Source organism: Bacillus paramobilis (genome assembly GCF_038096195.1).
GTDB lineage: Bacteria > Bacillota > Bacilli > Bacillales > Bacillaceae_G > Bacillus_A > Bacillus_A mobilis.
Genome location: NZ_CP151108.1, coordinates 2316864 through 2334560 on the forward strand (window position 1 = coordinate 2316864; position 17697 = coordinate 2334560).

Here is a 17697-nt window from a genome sequence, read left to right on the forward strand (position 1 = left end):
TTAGTTGTGAGCAAATTATAATTTAAAATTGAGCGAAAATAAGAAGCCCCAGTTGCAGAATGAAGCAACTGGGGCATTTTTTAATCTCTTCCTAATTTAATTATATCATGTAAATCAAGTTCGAAATAGACTGTTTATTCGTATTTACTACTGCTACAATCAAGAACACATGCAAAATAAGGAGAGATGTTACATGAGTTCTTTCGTTCTCGATTTTCAGGAAATAGGAAAAACGCAGTTTTCACTCGTTGGTGGAAAAGGTTTGAATTTAGGGAAGTTATCTAACATTCAAGGGATACAAGTGCCAGAAGGATTTTGTGTTACAACGATAGGATATGAAAAGGCTATCGAGCAAAATGAAGAGATTCAAACTTTGTTGCAGCAGCTAACAAAGTTGAAAAAGGAAGAGCGAGCTCAAATTGGTGAAGTTAGCGAGAAGATTAGAGAAGTCATTATGGCAGTAGAAATTCCTTTTGATGTAGTGGAAGCGGTAGCTCATTATCTCTCACGTTTTGGAAATGAACATGCGTATGCCGTGCGTTCTAGTGCTACGGCTGAAGATTTACCATATGCCTCGTTTGCTGGTCAACAAGATACGTATTTAAATATTATCGGAGAAAAAGCGATTTTACAGCATGTAAGAAAGTGCTGGGCTTCTTTATTTACAGAGCGAGCAGTTATGTACCGCATGCAAAATGGTTTTGAACATAACCAAGTTTCTATATGTGTTGTCGTTCAAAAAATGGTTTTCCCTGAGGCCTCGGGCATTTTATTTACGGCTGATCCGGTTACTTCTAACCGAAAGGTGCTATCAATCGATGCCAGTTTTGGACTTGGTGAGGCTTTAGTATCAGGACTGGTCTCTGCCGATAATTATAAAGTAAAAGAAGGCGAAATTACTGAAACGAGGATAGCGACTAAAAAAGTAGCTATTTATGCTTTAAAAGAGGGCGGAACAGAAACAAAACAGATTGATCTAGCTCAGCAAAAAATTCAAACATTGTCTGAACAACAAATTTTACAACTAGCAAGTATCGGAAGACAGATTGAAGCCTATTTTCGTTGTCCACAAGATATTGAATGGTGTTTAGTGGATGATACATTTTATATTGTCCAAAGTCGTCCGATTACGACATTATATCCAATTCCCGAAAAAAATGATGGGGGAAATCATGTGTATATATCGGTTGGTCACCAGCAAATGATGACCGATGCGATGAAACCACTAGGATTATCTTTTTTCCTGTTAACGACTAGTGCTCCTATGCGTAAAGCAGGGGGAAGGCTATTTGTTGATGCTACGCAACAATTAGCTTCACCTGCTAGCAGAGATTACTTAATAAACACTTTAGGAAAATCGGATCCGCTCGTAAGAGATGCATTAACGACTATAATCGAGCGAGATGATTTTATTACATTGTTACCAGATGATGAAAAAGGAAAGAGTGCTGGTAAAAGTGTGCCACCTGCAAATTCACAACCAGAAATCGAAAATGATCCGGCAATCGTTACGAATTTAATAAAGACTAGTGAAGCATCGATCGAAGAGTTAAAACGAAACATGCAAACGAAATCAGGGGTGGATGTACTCCATTTTATTTTGGAAGATATTCAGCAATTAAAGAAAGTATTATTTAACCCGCAAAGTATCGCTGTCATTATGGCAGGAATGAATGCTTCAACGTGGATCAATGAAAAGATGGAGCAATGGCTAGGCGAAAAGAATGCAGCAGACACGCTTTCTCAATCCGTACAAAATAATATTACGTCTGAAATGGGGCTAGCATTACTGGATGTTGCAGATGTGATTCGGCCGTACCCAGAAGTTGTTGCGTATTTACAACATGTAGAAGATGATAGCTTTTTAAATGAACTAGTTCAGTTTAAAGGCGGGGAGAAAGCTCGAGATGCCATCTCTGCTTTTCTAAATAAATACGGAATGAGATGCAGCGGAGAAATAGATATTACGAAAACCCGCTGGAGTGAAAAGCCAACAACCATTATCCCGATGATTTTAAATAATATAAGAGACTTTGAAGCGGGTTCTAGTAAGCGAAAGTTTGAAGAAGGGCTGCAAGAAGCTTTGAAAAAAGAAGAAGAGCTAGTAGATCGAGTGCAGCATTTGCCGGATGGAAAACAAAAAGTAGAAGAAACGAAGCGAATGATTCGTAACATCCAGAATTGTATCGGTTATCGTGAATATCCAAAATACGGCATGATTAATCGTTATTTTATATATAAGCAGGCGTTATTGAAAGAAGCTGAGCAACTTGTGCAGAGCGGTGTCATTCATGAAGTCGATGATATATACTATTTAACTTTTGAAGAACTTCACGAAGTTGTTCGCACGAATAAACTAGATTACGAGCTGATAAAAAAACCAAAAAATGATTACAAATTATATGAAAAACTAACGCCTCCGCGAATTATGACGTCTGATGGAGAAATCATTACAGGTAAATATAAACGAGAAAACCTCCCAGCTGATGCGATTGTAGGTTTGCCTGTTTCTTCAGGAGCTATAGAGGGAAGAGCTCGCGTTATTTTAAACATGGAAGAAGCGAACTTAGAAGAAGGAGATATATTAGTTACTGCTTTTACTGACCCCGGCTGGACACCTTTATTTGTGTCTATAAAAGGGTTAGTTACCGAAGTTGGTGGACTTATGACGCACGGAGCAGTGATTGCACGTGAATACGGATTGCCAGCAGTCGTTGGAGTAGAAAATGCTACGAAATTAATAAAAGATGGGCAACGAATTCGGGTACATGGAACAGAAGGATATATTGAAGTGTTGTAATGAAACAAAAGATCATCCGCTATTATAGTGGATGATCTTTTGTCATATATAGCTGGCTCATTTCTTTAAACCAGCCGCATAAAAAGGTCCATGAACGGCGATTGTTGATAAAATGCGAGCAATTTCCTCAGGTGTTTCTTTTTGTCCGTTATTTAACCATTGCTGAATAACACCAATATGGGCAGATGCCATATAAGAAGCTAAGTATTGGCTTGGAACAAGTAAATTCTCCTTGTTAATGAGAGCACCATTCGTATCTTCAAATAGTGTTTTCCACATAAAGTCTTTCAGTTTTGTTTGGAAAGATAAATCTCCTTTTGGGCTCAGTACAGCTTTCATAAAATCACTATTTTCATTTAGAAATTCAAGAATAGAAGTGATAAGTATAAACGGCATCGTTGGGGAAGGATTTGATCCAAGGTCAGCAATAACTTCTGGAAACTTCCGTTTTGCAATGCTGGAAAACTCATACATAATGCCTTCTTGGCATTTCGTCATTAAATCAAATTTATCTTGATAGTGCGCATAGAAAGTACCGCGATTAATGTTTGCTTTCGTTGTAATATCTTTCACTGTAATGGCGTCAAAACCTTTTTCTTCAATTAATTCTACAAATGCATTTCGTATAGCAGTTTTCGTACGAACAACACGTAAATCTAAATTACTATCACGCAAAGTATGTCCTCCTTCATTTTAGCCAACACATTTCAAGGATGTGTCTTATAACCGACACATTCACGATTTTTGATTATTGTATAAGATTCAACTCGAACATATAATTCAAAATATAAATAAACAACACGTTGTTGGTTATTATAAATCAAATTAGAGGAGGAGAACAGAAAATGTTTAAAAATAAACTTTTATTGGTATCACCAATTATTGCACTACTTGTAGTTTTTATTTTTTCATTAACGTTATTTCCAACTGTTCAACCACAGCTGAAAAACTTGCCAATCGCAATCGTAAATGAGGATCAAGGAGTAGAAATCCCGAATCAACCGAAGATGAATATGGGGCAAACGATTGTTGATAATATGAAAAAGACATCAAAATCAGAGGAAGAACCCGCGGTAAAGTGGGTAGAAGTAAAAAATAAAGAATCTGTGCAAAAAGGATTAAATAATCAAGAGTATTACGCAGCATTAGTCATTCCGAAAGATTTTAGTACAAAGCAGGCATCATTACGAACACCACAGCCATCTTCGCCAGAGGTAGAAATATTCATAAATCAAGGAATGAATACAGCAGCTTCAACTATGGCAGGACAAATGTTAAATGCTGTAGTTGATAATATGAATAACACTGTTCGCACGCAATTATTAGAAGGATATAAAGCAAAAGGAGCTACATTAACAGCAGACCAAGTTTCAAAGGTAGTCACACCGATTGCAAAGAAAGTGACAAACGTAAATGAAACCGGCAAAAATAGTGCGAACGGTAACTCGCCAATGTCTTTATTCCAGCCGTTATGGATTGCAAGTTTAGCGAGCGCAGCAATTATCTTTATTGCGATAAGTAAAATACCAGTAGGTACAAGAAAAGAAAACTTCGTATTAAAACTAAAACAAATAATAACAGGAGCTATTGCGACACTTGTCATTGGATTTGGCCTTACATGGATCGCGGATGGTATGGTAGGGTTAAATATATCGAATTTCACCGATACAGCTTTATTTTTATCCATTACGTCCTTTAGTTTCTTCTTAATGATATCAGCGGTACTTTCATTAGTTGGATTAAAGGGAATCGGTGTATTCGCTCTCTTACTATTCTTCGGTGCACCGTTATTATCATTAGCACCTGAAATGTTGTCACCATTTTACCAAGACTGGGTGTACGCATGGTTGCCAATGCGATTTATGATTGAGGGACTTCGAGAAATATTCTTCTTCGGAAAAGGGTTAAGCTGGGGTACACCTGTTACTGTGCTCGTTTGGATTGGTGCGGTAAGTATGGCTATTATTTTAGCGACTGCTTTCAAACGTAGTGCAATAAAGGAACATAAAACAGAATTACACGCATAAAGGATAAAAACGTTTCACTAGGAGTGAAGCGTTTTTTGATTTTTATTAACCTATAGAGAAATCAAGCAAGATAGGTTTTTCTATATTTTAAGGGGAATAGAAGAGTTCGGATTTGCGGTGCTTTTTGTATACATGCTCCTACTATTTCAAATTGCATAAAATGTAATGCGAAATAATGGAGGGGATACGATGTATAATTCGAATTATTATGATTGGTATAGGCAAAATGATAAGTTGATTCGTGAAATTGAGAAAGCAATTAATGGAGAGTTTAGTGCTATAAGTTGCTATGCGAAATTAGCTAATATGGCTCCAAATGTGGCGGAAAGAAATCAAATTCTTGAAATTCGTAATGATGAAATAAAGCATTTTCATCAGTTTGTACAGATCTATACAAATTTAACTGGTCAGCAGCCGAAACCACAAATTACGGAAGAATGTCCAAATACGTACTTACAAGGATTAGAATTCGCAATACAAGATGAACAGAAGACAGTAGATTTTTACTTGGAAATTTCAGATGAAGCATCAGATGCACATTTGAAAGAGTTACTGCGTAGAATAGCTGCCGATGAACAAAATCATGCAGTGTGGTTTTTATATTATTTTGTGAAGACGAAGTGAGTATAAAGAATGAATGGCTGATGTGATGAATATATTAGAAATTATTTTAAAGCGCAGTGCAACAATTGAATGGAAAACTTAAATATAAGCAGAAAAAAACCGTTTCATAAGTAGTGGGACGGTTTTTTCGCGGTGAAATACAAGTTACATAGGTATCGACAAAATATAGTAGTTGAATTTGGTATATAATGTATGGAATGAAAACGAAAATAAATAAACTAGGAGCAAATAAATGAAAAGAGGAATTACAGTAGATATTCTAGATAGATATGATAATTTACTTTGGAAAGTGTTAAAGCCGATTGATATTTCTTCATTTGATTGGTGGGGAGTGAGGAGTCATACTTAGTAGCACGTGGTGGATTGGATGAGGCATTATTTCCAGAAGAACTAAGTATAGTGGAAGGATCAGATTTGAAAAAAATATTTAAAGACAATATATATTATGTTATTTTTGCAGATTTAAAAGCGTATCCAAAAGGGGAAGTACTAGGAGATATTGAAACATATGAAGAATTTAAAGAGAGCAAGTGTGAATGAGTTTTACTAGTTGCGGATTGTACATACGTCACAATTTACGCTAAAGATCAAAAAGCGATTGAGTTGATGTATGAAAACGCACTGAATCAAGATTTTTACGTTGAATACGTGACAGACGAAAATGACGGTAGAACGCGATTATCAGTATAGTAGTAATTTGAAAGGAGACATGAAAATATGAAGAGCAATACAATAACAAAAGAATATAAGATTCGAACTGCTACTGAAAATGAAAGCGATAGCATTATTGCTCTATTAAAAGAAGTAGCAAAGTGGTTACAACATAAAGGAGTTGATCAGTGGCAGTATTTGTTAGGCGGGGAAGCTACAGCTGAAATATTAGAAGGGATAAGGGAGAAATATACATATGTGATTACAAAGGAAGATGAAATTATCGGTACAGTGACAGTATCTCCTAAACAAAATGAATGGGATGAATATATTTTTGGTAAAGAGGAAGTTTCTAATTCATTATATATTCATAGATTTGCGGTGAAACGGAAGTATAAGGGCAACGGAATAGGAGAATGGATTTTACGGTGGGTAGAAGAGAATGTAAAACATGACAAAGAGTTTTTGAAACTAGATTGTGTAGGGCATAATCGCATATTGAATGATTTTTATAAGAGAAATGGTTTTGAATATGTTGGGAGTATAGATGGACTTAGTAAGTTTCAAAAGAAAAGGGGATAGTGAATGGATCAAATTAATACCGATTTAGTTAAAAGGTTAATAGGGGAACAGTTTCCTGAATGGGCACATTTAGAAGTGAAACCTGTAAAGTTTAGTGGGCATGATAACAGAACATTTCACTTAGGGGATGAGATGAGTGTAAGATTGCCAAGTGACGTGGCATATGCACCACAAGTAGAGAAAGAAAATAAGTGGCTACCTATATTAAGTAAGGAGCTTTCTTTACCGATTTCTACACCACTTGCGAAAGGAAATCCATCTGAGGAGTATCCCTGGCCTTGGTCTATTAATAAGTGGATAGAAGGAGATACTGTTACGAAACAAAGTGTCCGTGACCTAAATGAATTTGCGGCGGACTTAGGAGCATTTTTAATAGAATTGCAATCCATTGATGCGACTAACGGACCGATAGCTGGAGCACATAATTTTTACCGAGGCGGGCTTATATTTGTATATGATGAAGAGGCGAGAGGTGCTATCGAAAATAATAAGGATGTTTTTGATGAAATAGTATTAAAGCATCTTTGGGATTTAGCACTTCAGTCAACGTGGGAGCGTAAACCAGTTTGGGTTCATGGAGATGTTGCACCAGGAAATCTACTCGTTAAGGATGGAAAGCTTTGTGCCGTAATTGATTTTGGTATTTTAGGAGTAGGGGATCCTGCTTGTGATGCGGCGATGGCTTGGACGTTTTTTGATAAGAATAGTAGAAATGTATTTAAAGAAGTATTGCGCATAGATGAAGAAACGTGGAATAGGGCGAGAGGATGGACACTTTGGAAGGCGTTAATTACGTATGATGCGAATAAGATTAGTAATAAGATAGTGGCGGAAGAATCGTATCGTGTCATTCAAGTGATTGTGGATGATTATGAGAGGTAATAGAAAAAGCCTATTTCAAAATAGGCTTTTTCATATGATTAAATATTAGAAATCAAAAGAAGGAATCTAACATGATTATACAGAATATTTAGATAAATAGGAGGTGTCGAATTTTGAGTGAAATTGAATTAAAAAGGAATGTAATTAAGACAGGGAGTGAGAAGAGGATCATTCTTCGGTTTATACTCGCTAGTCTCGTTGGGGTGTTTATGTTTTTCGTACCGGTTACGATAAATGGTGCTTCGTCCATTATGATTGATCATATCGTATCTTGGGTCCGGGCTTCGGTTCCAGGAGTAGTACCTTATTACGCACTACTTGTTATGGTAATGGGTGCAATTTATCCGTTTTATACAAAGAAATGGAATACGTCCCTCGTAGACATTTGTTTTTCTATTTTAAAAGTAGTTGGCGTCGTTTTCGGTGTACTATATTGTTTTAAAGTGGGACCAGCCTGGTTCTTTGCGCCAGATGTAGGGCCGTTTTTGTATGAGAAACTAGTAATATCGGTAAGTTTACTCGTTCCAATTGGCTCAGCTTTTTTAGCGTTATTAGTCGGGTACGGATTACTAGAATTTATCGGTACATTTTGCCGTCCGATTATGAGACCGTTATGGAAAACACCGGGAAGATCAGCAATCGATGCGGTTGCTTCCTTTGTAGGGAGCTATTCATTGGCGTTATTAATTACGAACCGCGTGTATAAAGAAGGAAAATATACGACAAAAGAAGCAGCCATTATCGCTACAGGTTTTTCTACAGTATCCGCAACATTTATGATCATCATCGCAAAAACATTAGACATTATGCATTTATGGAATGTTTATTTTTGGACTACTCTTGTTGTCACATTCATCGTAACTGCTATCACCGTAAGAATCCCACCCCTTAGTAGAAAACCAGATACATATGTAACAGAAGAAGGGTTCCCAGAGCCTGTTTATAAAGAAAAAATGCTAGAACGAGCTTGGGAAGATGCGTTAGAAGTATCAAAGTCTGCACCGAGTATTATGAAAAATATTGCAGTGAACTTAAAAGACGGTTTTATCATGACGATGGGAATTTTACCATCAATTATGTCAGTAGGGTTAATGGGTATCATCTTAGCAAAGTTTACACCAATATTTGATTGGATCAGCTATATTTTTTATCCATTTACATGGCTATTACAATTACCAGAAGCAGACTTAGCTGCTAAAGCGGTATCCGTTGGTATTGCGGAAATGTTTTTGCCATCATTATTAGTAGTAAGTGCACCACTTGTGACAAAGTTTGTCATTGCGGTTGTTTCGGTATCATCTATATTGTTCTTCTCAGCTTCCATTCCTTGTATTTTATCGACAGACATTCCGTTAAAAGTATCGGAACTTATTATTCTCTATGTACAAAGAACGATATTAACGTTACTTATTATTACGCCGATTGCTTACATACTTCTATAAAGAATGAACTCGCTTTAAAGAAAAGCGAGTTTTTTTATGTTTGTTAGTTTACGATATGTAGATTATAAGATGTTTTTTTGTATGATATAGTTAAAAAAGAGGAGGGGAACAAATGGAAATAATTCATGAAAGAGCAAAGTTACAGTTAATAGATAGTGATGATGTCGAAACTTTGTTTTCGATTGTAGAAGGAAATCGTGATATTTGGGCGTATTTAATCTCTAAAATGGATAGTGTTCAAGATATGCAGCAATACGTGCAAAAAGCGATAAAGGGTTACGGAAGGGGTAATGAAATACCTTTCGTTGTAGTGGATCAACAGACGAATACAATTGTAGGAAGTACACGTTTATATAATATTTCAGTAGAAGATAAAACAGTCGAATTAGGACAAACGTGGTATCATCCAAGTGTGCAACGTACGAGTATCAATACAGAGTGTAAGTATATGATTCTCCAGTATGCTTTTGAAAAACTGCATATGCTGAGAGTGCAAATTAAGACAGATGCAAGAAATGAAAAAGCACAACGAGCAATTGAGCGATTAGGAGCAGTTAAAGAGGGGATGCTTAGAAATGAAAGAAAATTGCCAAGTGGTCATGTGAGAGATGCAGTTGTGTATAGTATAATCGCAAGCGAATGGCCAGTAGTGAAAGCTCGTTTGTTGGAAAAATTAGAATTGTATAAAGAAAAGTTATAATTCGTGTTTTGAAAGGTATATTGTTCGTGATGTATGAAAAATATACCTTTTTTCTTACAAAATGCTACTTTATTTTAATTCCTTTTGTTTCATCGTTCCCTTCTGAGAAAAAATTCGTTACAATGTAGTTGTATGGTAATAAACTTATGAATTTAAAACATGTAATGAAAACCGCAAATAAAAATGAATTGATAATCCTCAATTTTAAATGAAAACCCTTTTATACATAAATAACAAGTTAAGTTCCTTCTTTTAAATAAACTCAAACAAAACGATTTGATATAAATGTTTTTTTATAGAAGTATGGATGATGTACGGAGGCAATTACAAATGAAAGAAAATAAGAAGAGTAAGAAAAGACGAATCTTTCAAGTATTTTTACTAATGATTTGTTCTGCTATTTTATATGTAAGTTATGCAGCTTACGATATTTGGAGTTATCGTTTTAAAACAAATGATGGCGTGAAAACGGATGCTGGTATCGTACTAGGAGCAGCTTCATGGAATGGAAAACCATCTCCTGTATTTAAAGAAAGAATTAATCATGCGATTTCTTTATATAAGAACGGAAATATTAAAAAGATTATTTTTACAGGTGGTACAAAGTTCGAGGCAGAACTTGAGGAAGCGCGTACTGCAAGAGTATATGCAATGAAACAAGGTGTAAAAGACGAAGATATTTTAATTGAAACAAAATCCCTTTTCACTGAAGAAAACTTAAAGAATGCGAAGGAAGTTGGAATAGAGAACGGAATACGCACATACACGATTGTAAGTGATCCACTTCATATGAAACGCGCAATGAGAATCGCAAAACATATTAATATTGAAGCGTATGCTTCACCAACGCCGACATCAGCATATAAAACGTTAGACACAGAAATACCATTCTTCTTTAAAGAATTATTCTCGTACATTGGATATGTAACCTCCTTGCCATTAAAGGCATTGAAGGGAGACTAATATAAGAAAAGAACCTATCTTAAAATAGGAACTTTTCTTATTGGTCAAAAACATTGTATTTTTATCGGAATAGTGAAACAATAGAGAGGTAGCTTCATATAATCATAATGAAAAAGTGAGCGGTTGATGAATCGAACATAAAGGAGATTATAGAATGGCACTCTCATTTGTTGAAACAGAAGAACAATCTTTCATTATTGAAAAAATAAATAAATTGATTCCGAAGTTCATGGAAAGGGAGCATCAACTAAGTGAATTAGGATCATTTCCGTATGAAAATATAAGTGATTTGAAAGATATCGGATATACGAAATTAACGTTACCGAAAGAATTTGGTGGTAGTGCGATTTCTTTATATGACTTCGTTTTATTTCAAGAGAAAATCGCGGAAGGCTGTGGGGCCACGGCATTATCGATTGGCTGGCACCTTGGTATTGTGAAAGAATTAGCGGAAAATCGCTCTTGGAATGATGAGATGTTCAAATGGTTTTGCGAAGAAGTGCGTAACGGTGCACTCTTTAACCGGGCAGCAACAGAGCCAAAAACAGGGAGTCCGACGCGTGGCGGTAAGCCAGAAACGATAGCGGTTCAACAAGGCGAGAAGTGGGTTATAAATGGAAGAAAAACTTTTACAACGATGGCGCCAATACTTGATTATTTTATTATTTCAGCAAGTATTGAAGGCCGAGAAGAAGTTGGTGAGTTTGTCATTCCAAGAAATACGCTCGGTGTATCCATTGAAGAAACGTGGGATAGCGTTGCGATGCGAGGGACTGCTAGTCATGACCTTGTCTTACAAAATGTAGAGATAGAAAGTCGCTTTTTTACGAATGTATTGGGCGGGAAAGTAAAACAAAAGGGTATTGGCTGGTTGCTACATATACCAGCATGTTATTTAGGAATTGCACAATCAGCAAGAAATTATGCAGTTCAGTTTGCGGGATCATACAAGCCAAATAGTTTAAACCATTCTATTAGTTTATTACCGAATATTAGAAGATTAGTTGGAGAATTAGAACTCGAGCTTATGCAAGCTCGCGTCTTTTTATATCAAATTTCGAAAAAGTACGATGAGGCAGAAGATAAATTATCACTGCAAGCAGAACTAGCAGCAGTGAAATATGCCGTAACGAATGCAGCGATATCTATTGTTGATAAAGCAATGCGCATCGTAGGAGCAAAAAGTTTATCAGAAAAAAATCCACTTCACCGTTACTATTTAAATGTCAGAGCAGGGTTGCACAATCCGCCGATGGATGATGCAACACTATCTATATTAGCGGATGCGGCGTTTCGGTCGTAGATTTTTTACCTTATATTTTATTGTTTATGGACAATATAGTTGTTTTGAAAGCACGTGTTTGATTAATAATCGAACACGTGCTTTTTATTCGCTTGATATACTGGTTTAAAATGCAGCGTTTTAATATAAATAATCATTATGATTTTGTGAGTGTTCCTTGATGGAAAAACATTTGCCATTTTCCCTCTATCAGTTTCCAAATGGAACTTCGCAAAGTATTCTGCATTCTAGTTTCATCTCTTACAAGATATGTCGACAACACAGTATCCTTCGATAAAGGGTATATTTCAAAATTAGAAAGAGTCATTTCTCTCACACTAAGTCCGTCTCCACCAACAGAATCCTTCTTATACCAAACGTTTCCCGAACTTCCAAACTCAAAAAAGTCGTCTGCAAGTAATTTGTCCAGTTCTGCTGGATTTGTACGAGTTTAGGTTCTAATAGTTTTTCTTCCAGTTCACATAAATGCTTTTTTAATTCAGAGTGCTTTTTCACGTGATCATCTCCATGTATTAATTATCGTACAACAACTAAACTGCTCTTTTTAACTAACGAAAAGAATTTTGACTAGTTAGATAATTGATTGCGTATTATTATAATGCCAGTTTGGAAGCTTTGTAAACATTTGTTATATTTAATCCCAAATTAAAGGTCTTTCCAAGTTTATCATTCGTAAATATTGTAAAAATTGACCAGAATGGACCGCATCATGATAGGCAATTCGTAATAGCATGTCGCCTAAATATCTTTGATAGCCAACATCGCTTCGATCAATAAGGATTGAATCTAGCTCAGCTATGCTTATGGATTGAACATATTCTATGAAGTCAGTAAAGTATGATTGTGCCAATTCAATTTCATTTTTTACACAAGTAATTGGCTCGTCATCATATGGGATATGTATGTCATGTATTGAGCCGTTATTTTTTAAAATCATATGATAGTAAAAAGTTGAGGTCCAAACATGACGAATCATCTCACCAAAGGACATGGCCTCATGATCAGGCTTCCAATTAAGAAAATTATCGGGAAGAGAATTCCATAATTTTTCTGAGCGCCTTCTCGTTTCTTTCAAATTTAATATACTAATATCAATTGCATTCATAATACATTCTCCTTTACTATTTAACTTAAAATAATTGTATCAATTTAACAGTTAGGGTATCATCGAAATATGAATGTATATCCGAATATCTCATATATAGCTAAACTAATTGCTGAACCTACGAGAGCAATTATCTTAGATTGTTTAATGAACAATCAGGCACTACCTGCTAGCGAATTGGCTTATAAGGCAAAAGTGTCACATCCAACGATTAGTTCTCATCTTTCTAAATTAGTAGAGGGGAATCTACTTACAGTTGAACAACATGGTAGACATCGTTACTATCGACTTACTAATCAAGAGGTAGCAGAAGTTCTTGAAAAGTTAGGAACAATTGCACCAACAGTCCAAGTTCGGTCTTTAAAACAATCGGACCAACTAAAACAAATTCGTTATGCTCGAACTTGCTATGATCATCTTGCAGGCAGACTCGGTGTAGAGATAACTGAAAAATTACTACATAGGGAATTTATAATTTTAAAGGAAGGAGAATACATCGTAACGGAACAAGGTAAGCAATGGTTTCTGAATTTTGGAATAAATATTGAAACGGCAGATATAAAGAGAAGGGTATTTGCAAAACCTTGTCTTGATTGGAGTGAACGACGTTACCATATTTCTGGTTGGTTAGGAGCTGCAATAGCAAAACTATTTTTTGAACAGGAATGGATTACAAAAACGGATAAGAATCGGGCTGTTCATCTTACAAAAAAAGGTACGAAATTGTTGAAGGACCAATTAGGCATTGACATGGACAATAAGAAAGTCCATCAAAATGCAGTGCCTCCTGTCGAGTAAGCAGTATTAAATAACCTGAGTTCTATATTTATATAGACTCAGGTTATTTAATTTCTTTTAAAATCTTTGATAATATTTGCGCACGGCAACTTTAACCTCATTTGCTTTATGGAAAGAGCTTAAATGAAAACATAGTAGTTGAGGCAATTCTATTAAATTAGTAATCATATTCATTGAAAATTATGCGTAAGAATATAGTAAATGAAGGGAGATATAAAATGAATAAAATTAAACTGAAAGTATTAAATGCAAGGTATGTAGTGATATGTATTTTATTCACTATTATATGTATCCTCACTTCATTCTTCATTTCTAGTAATTCCAGCGTATTTAAATCATTTTATATGAATCAATTATTGGGAACGAATTCTACTAAAGGCCTTATGTATATGATAGGAAGTGAAAATCGTTATTTTGCAGAAGAATTCCATAAAGAAAAAGGACGAGCGTCTTTGGAATCTTTTTTACTGTCACTTTCTACAAACATTAATGTAAATGATCTTCGAAGTTTATTAACCCGGGAACTTCCGAACATGAATCAATTTTATTCAGAAATATTAATTGCTGGGGAAGGAACAGATTATACGAACATTCCGGAAGAATCCAGCATTCCTTTAGATAAAATTAAAGATAAAGGTACTGCTATTGAGCGCCCAAAGAGTGAGAAAGAAAACAATTCTACTGATGAAAATTCAAATACACAAAATAACAGTGAAAATAAAGTTTTTATTTATCATACACATAGTTGGGAAGCGTTTATTCCTCTTATTCCAGGTGCTACTGTACCCGACGATGCTTCCAGTACAAATAATGAAGTGAATATTACGTTTGTTGGAAACTATTTAAAACAAAAGCTAGAAGAAAAGGGAATAGGTGTTTCACATGATACGACAAATATGAGAGATTTTCTGCGAAATAAAAATTTAAATTGGGCCCAATCTTACAAAGGATCCCGTCAAATATTACAAGATAAATTGGCACAAGATAAAAATATTATGTTTCCAATGGATCTTCATAGAGACGATGCACGAAAGAATATTACAACAAAAAATATTAACGGAAAGAATTATGCTCGGCTTTATTTCATTTTAGGACGAGAAAATCCTAACTTTGAAAAAAATAAAAAAATAGTAACGGCAATCAATTCATATTTAGATGAAAAGTATTACGGTTTAAGCCGAGGGATTTTTATTAAAGATCGTAAAAGTGGGAACGGAGTATATAATCAAGATCTTTCTCCCAATGCATTACTTATTGAAATGGGAGGGGTAGATAATACACCAGAAGAATTGTATGCGTCAGTTGATGCATTAGTAGAAGCATTTAGCCACTATTATAATGGAGTGACTAAGAAAAATAACTAAAATAAAAAGGAGTGATACCTAGTCAGAAGTGCTAGGGGATTACTCCTTTTTTGTAGAATATAAAATCACCAATGAACGTCATCGATTGAAAAAATCTTTCTTTTCATTCTTCTTTTTACAGTTTTATAGGAGAAAGCTAGGTTTCTTATTTTTACTAATGTTATAATAAGAAAAAAGCACGAAAAGAGGTTATCTCATGCTAGAGGTTATTGCAACATGTTTAGAAGATGTAAAACGAATTGAACGAGCTGGCGGGAAGCGAATTGAATTAATTTCATCTTATACAGAAGGCGGTTTAACGCCGAGTTATGCATTTATTAAAAAAGCGGTAGAAGCAGTACATATACCGATTCACGTTATGATTCGTCCGCATGCGAAGTCTTTTACATATACGGAAGAAGAAATTGAAATGATGAAGGAAGATATTATCGTTGCGCAGAAGTTAGGTGCAGCTGGTGTTGTATTAGGCGTATTAAACGAACGAAATGAAGTGGATGAAGAGAAATTAGCGGATTTACTATCTGTTGTAGATGGAATAAATGTAACGTACCACCGTGCGATAGATGATATAGAAAATCCAGTAGAAGCGATGAGAACTTTAAAGAAGTTTCATAAAGTGACTCACGTTTTAACTTCAGGTGGACAAGGAAATATAGTAGAGAATATTCCAGTGCTTACACAAATGCAAAAGGTAAGCGAGGGTCAAATTCAACTTGTTGCTGGAGCTGGCGTGACGAAAGAAAATATAAAGCGTTTGCTAGATGAAACTGGAATTTCGCAAGCTCATGTCGGTACAGCGGTAAGAGAAGGGGAATCATGTTTTTCTGAAATTGATCCTAATTTAGTACAAAAATTAGTTCAAATCATACAATAAACACGTAAGAAAGAGGAGAAACGATGAAGGAAAATACGAAGAAAGAATTATTCTCATGGGCTAAAACGATAGGGTTTACACTTGTATTAATCGCTATTATTCGTGGTGTTTTATTTACACCTTCATTAGTACAAGGCGAATCGATGATGCCAACTTTAGAAAATAACGAACGAGTTCTTGTGAATAAGATTGGTTATAGTATAAGTGGATTAGATCGCTTTGATATTATCGTGTTCCACGGTAAAGAAGGATACGATTTAGTAAAACGAGTAATTGGTGTACCAGGCGATACAGTTGAGTATAAAAACGATGTTTTATATGTAAACGGAAAAGCGATGGAAGAACCATATTTAAAAGAGTTTAAAGAAAAAGCAGCAGGCCGTGTATTAACTCCAGACTTTACGTTAGAACAAATCACAGGAAAAACGAAAGTGCCAGAAGGCCAAGTGTTTGTTTTAGGAGATAATCGTGAAGTTTCGAAAGACGGTCGTATGTTTGGATTCATTTCAGAAGATGAGATTGTCGGAAAAGGACAAGCTGTTTTCTGGCCGTTGAAACAAGTAAGAGCTTTATAAAGCAAGTATGGGAGAAATATTCTTCCGGTGGATTTAAATCACATTTTTTGTAAAACTGAATGTTCATTTAAGAAAAACAGAGGTCATTTTGATTATTATTTTTCAAAATGGCCTCTGTTTATTTGAAGATAGTATTGCAAGGAGGGAATTTAAATGATAACGAAAGAAGTAGAAGCTATCCTAAACAGGAAAGGACCTAGGAAAGTAAACGAAATTCCTAAAGAGGTCTTACAATTACTACAGCAAGGGAAAGTAGAAAGTGTTAATTTAACAGAATGGCTAGCTATAAATCATATTGAACTACTTAAAAATGTCTTACCTTCAATAGGACTCAAGGATAGCTTGGAATGTATAGTAGCTGAATTAGAAAAACAGAACGTTGAAACAGGAATGAAAGTCATACGAATAACAGGAATTTTATTGGATGAAATTATACTCAAAGAGTATGAAGGAAACAAGGAAGACATACTGTTGAAATTATCTGATCATATTTCAGATAGTGTACGATGTTGGGCGGCGTTTATGAATAAAAAATCAAATAACACATTAAAAGATACATTAACGTACATTCGACCTTTTGCGGCGGATCATCATTTTGGTGTTCGAGAAATTGCTTGGATGTCTATTAGAGAAGATCTTTCACAAAATATAGAAGAAAGTGTGGAATTGTTAGTAGAATGGGCAAAAAGTGAGGATGAGAATATTCGCAGGTTCTCTGTAGAATCTATTCGTCCTCGAGGTGTATGGAGTAAACATATTGAAATATTAAAACAAGAACCTGAAAAAGCACTTCCCATTCTTAATTTGCTTAAATCAGATTCATCAAAATATGTACAAGATTCGGTTGGAAACTGGTTAAATGATGCAAGTAAAACTAAACCGGATTGGGTAATGAACCTGTGTGAAGAATGGGCAAAGGATACTGACATAAAATCAACTAGTAGAATTATTAAAAAAGCTAAAAGAACGATTTTGAAAAATAAGTAATATGTAACTAATAGACTTGT

Annotated in this window: 16 protein-coding genes and 2 pseudogenes; 15 read left to right on the forward strand and 3 right to left on the reverse strand. The window is 35.2% G+C overall.

What is annotated here, in order from left to right:
- The first annotated feature begins 193 nt into the window (after nt 1–193).
- Nucleotides 194–2800, forward strand: a complete 2607-nt coding sequence (gene ppsA, locus AABL52_RS11940) for a phosphoenolpyruvate synthase (protein ID WP_341519483.1) — start codon at nt 194–196, stop codon at nt 2798–2800.
- A 57-nt stretch (nt 2801–2857) separates the two neighbouring features.
- On the opposite strand, the gene AABL52_RS11945 is transcribed toward ppsA, so the two are convergent.
- On the reverse strand, nt 2858–3475 hold the full coding sequence (locus AABL52_RS11945) for a TetR/AcrR family transcriptional regulator (protein ID WP_341519484.1): 618 nt from the start codon (nt 3473–3475) through the stop codon (nt 2858–2860).
- Between the two features lie 131 nt (nt 3476–3606).
- Between AABL52_RS11945 and AABL52_RS11950 the strand changes: the two genes are divergently transcribed.
- The 9 genes and pseudogenes from AABL52_RS11950 to AABL52_RS11990 all read left to right on the forward strand — a co-directional run bounded on the left by AABL52_RS11950 (nt 3607) and on the right by AABL52_RS11990 (nt 11974).
- Nucleotides 3607–4827 (forward strand): YhgE/Pip domain-containing protein, encoded by a 1221-nt coding sequence (locus AABL52_RS11950; RefSeq protein ID WP_341519714.1) that lies wholly within the window; start codon nt 3607–3609, stop codon nt 4825–4827.
- A gap of 189 nt (nt 4828–5016) precedes the next feature.
- Nucleotides 5017–5451 (forward strand): ferritin-like domain-containing protein, encoded by a 435-nt coding sequence (locus AABL52_RS11955; RefSeq protein WP_341519485.1) that lies wholly within the window; start codon nt 5017–5019, stop codon nt 5449–5451.
- 232 nt (nt 5452–5683) lie between these two features.
- Nucleotides 5684–6141, forward strand: a pseudogene (locus AABL52_RS11960) (DUF2691 family protein).
- A 27-nt stretch (nt 6142–6168) separates the two neighbouring features.
- Nucleotides 6169–6684 (forward strand): GNAT family N-acetyltransferase, encoded by a 516-nt coding sequence (locus AABL52_RS11965; protein WP_000841644.1) that lies wholly within the window; start codon nt 6169–6171, stop codon nt 6682–6684.
- A gap of 3 nt (nt 6685–6687) precedes the next feature.
- Complete coding sequence (locus AABL52_RS11970) at nt 6688–7566, forward strand: aminoglycoside phosphotransferase family protein (protein WP_341519486.1); 879 nt, start codon at nt 6688–6690, stop codon at nt 7564–7566.
- A 113-nt stretch (nt 7567–7679) separates the two neighbouring features.
- Nucleotides 7680–9008, forward strand: a complete 1329-nt coding sequence (locus tag AABL52_RS11975) for a YjiH family protein (RefSeq protein ID WP_048566125.1) — start codon at nt 7680–7682, stop codon at nt 9006–9008.
- A gap of 112 nt (nt 9009–9120) precedes the next feature.
- Nucleotides 9121–9708 carry a GNAT family N-acetyltransferase gene (locus tag AABL52_RS11980; protein WP_341519487.1) on the forward strand — a complete coding sequence of 196 codons (588 nt, stop codon included), beginning with the start codon at nt 9121–9123 and terminating at the stop codon, nt 9706–9708.
- 330 nt (nt 9709–10038) lie between these two features.
- Nucleotides 10039–10671 carry a YdcF family protein gene (locus tag AABL52_RS11985; RefSeq protein ID WP_000662230.1) on the forward strand — a complete coding sequence of 211 codons (633 nt, stop codon included), beginning with the start codon at nt 10039–10041 and terminating at the stop codon, nt 10669–10671.
- 154 nt (nt 10672–10825) lie between these two features.
- Nucleotides 10826–11974, forward strand: a complete 1149-nt coding sequence (locus AABL52_RS11990) for an acyl-CoA dehydrogenase family protein (protein WP_341519488.1) — start codon at nt 10826–10828, stop codon at nt 11972–11974.
- Between the two features lie 136 nt (nt 11975–12110).
- Here the strand turns inward: AABL52_RS11990 and AABL52_RS11995 are convergent.
- A pseudogene (locus tag AABL52_RS11995) lies at nt 12111–12469 on the reverse strand (DUF4440 domain-containing protein).
- A gap of 139 nt (nt 12470–12608) precedes the next feature.
- The gene (locus AABL52_RS12000) at nt 12609–13079 is read right to left on the reverse strand and encodes a DinB family protein (RefSeq protein WP_341519489.1); all 471 of its coding nucleotides are present in this window, start codon (nt 13077–13079) and stop codon (nt 12609–12611) included.
- Between the two features lie 69 nt (nt 13080–13148).
- Between AABL52_RS12000 and AABL52_RS12005 the strand changes: the two genes are divergently transcribed.
- The 5 genes from AABL52_RS12005 (at nt 13149) to AABL52_RS12025 (ending at nt 17677) form a co-directional block, all read left to right on the forward strand.
- A complete protein-coding gene (locus tag AABL52_RS12005; RefSeq protein ID WP_341519490.1) occupies nt 13149–13877 on the forward strand; it encodes an ArsR/SmtB family transcription factor in 729 nt (242 codons plus the stop codon).
- A 218-nt stretch (nt 13878–14095) separates the two neighbouring features.
- Nucleotides 14096–15241 (forward strand): stage II sporulation protein P, encoded by a 1146-nt coding sequence (locus tag AABL52_RS12010; protein WP_097843664.1) that lies wholly within the window; start codon nt 14096–14098, stop codon nt 15239–15241.
- A 196-nt stretch (nt 15242–15437) separates the two neighbouring features.
- Nucleotides 15438–16115 (forward strand): copper homeostasis protein CutC, encoded by a 678-nt coding sequence (locus tag AABL52_RS12015; RefSeq protein ID WP_341519491.1) that lies wholly within the window; start codon nt 15438–15440, stop codon nt 16113–16115.
- A gap of 23 nt (nt 16116–16138) precedes the next feature.
- Nucleotides 16139–16690: a signal peptidase I gene (gene lepB / locus AABL52_RS12020; RefSeq protein ID WP_000662492.1), complete on the forward strand. Its 552-nt coding sequence runs from the start codon at nt 16139–16141 to the stop codon at nt 16688–16690.
- A 153-nt stretch (nt 16691–16843) separates the two neighbouring features.
- Nucleotides 16844–17677 carry a DNA alkylation repair protein gene (locus tag AABL52_RS12025; protein ID WP_341519492.1) on the forward strand — a complete coding sequence of 278 codons (834 nt, stop codon included), beginning with the start codon at nt 16844–16846 and terminating at the stop codon, nt 17675–17677.
- The last annotated feature ends 20 nt before the right edge of the window (nt 17678–17697 follow it).

Excerpts from the sequence above, each read along its gene's own strand:
- ppsA (WP_341519483.1), top strand. The coding sequence starts at position 194 with ATGAGTTCTTTCGTTCTCGATTTTCAGGAAATAGGAAAAACGCAGTTT.
- AABL52_RS11955 (WP_341519485.1), top strand. The coding sequence starts at position 5,017 with ATGTATAATTCGAATTATTATGATTGGTATAGGCAAAATGATAAGTTG.
- AABL52_RS11965 (WP_000841644.1), top strand. The coding sequence starts at position 6,169 with ATGAAGAGCAATACAATAACAAAAGAATATAAGATTCGAACTGCTACT.
- AABL52_RS11970 (WP_341519486.1), top strand. The coding sequence starts at position 6,688 with ATGGATCAAATTAATACCGATTTAGTTAAAAGGTTAATAGGGGAACAG.
- AABL52_RS11980 (WP_341519487.1), top strand. The coding sequence starts at position 9,121 with ATGGAAATAATTCATGAAAGAGCAAAGTTACAGTTAATAGATAGTGAT.
- AABL52_RS11985 (WP_000662230.1), top strand. The coding sequence starts at position 10,039 with ATGAAAGAAAATAAGAAGAGTAAGAAAAGACGAATCTTTCAAGTATTT.
- AABL52_RS11990 (WP_341519488.1), top strand. The coding sequence starts at position 10,826 with ATGGCACTCTCATTTGTTGAAACAGAAGAACAATCTTTCATTATTGAA.
- AABL52_RS12000 (WP_341519489.1), bottom strand. The coding sequence starts at position 13,079 with ATGAATGCAATTGATATTAGTATATTAAATTTGAAAGAAACGAGAAGG.
- AABL52_RS12005 (WP_341519490.1), top strand. The coding sequence starts at position 13,149 with ATGAATGTATATCCGAATATCTCATATATAGCTAAACTAATTGCTGAA.
- AABL52_RS12010 (WP_097843664.1), top strand. The coding sequence starts at position 14,096 with ATGAATAAAATTAAACTGAAAGTATTAAATGCAAGGTATGTAGTGATA.
- AABL52_RS12015 (WP_341519491.1), top strand. The coding sequence starts at position 15,438 with ATGCTAGAGGTTATTGCAACATGTTTAGAAGATGTAAAACGAATTGAA.
- lepB (WP_000662492.1), top strand. The coding sequence starts at position 16,139 with ATGAAGGAAAATACGAAGAAAGAATTATTCTCATGGGCTAAAACGATA.
- AABL52_RS12025 (WP_341519492.1), top strand. The coding sequence starts at position 16,844 with ATGATAACGAAAGAAGTAGAAGCTATCCTAAACAGGAAAGGACCTAGG.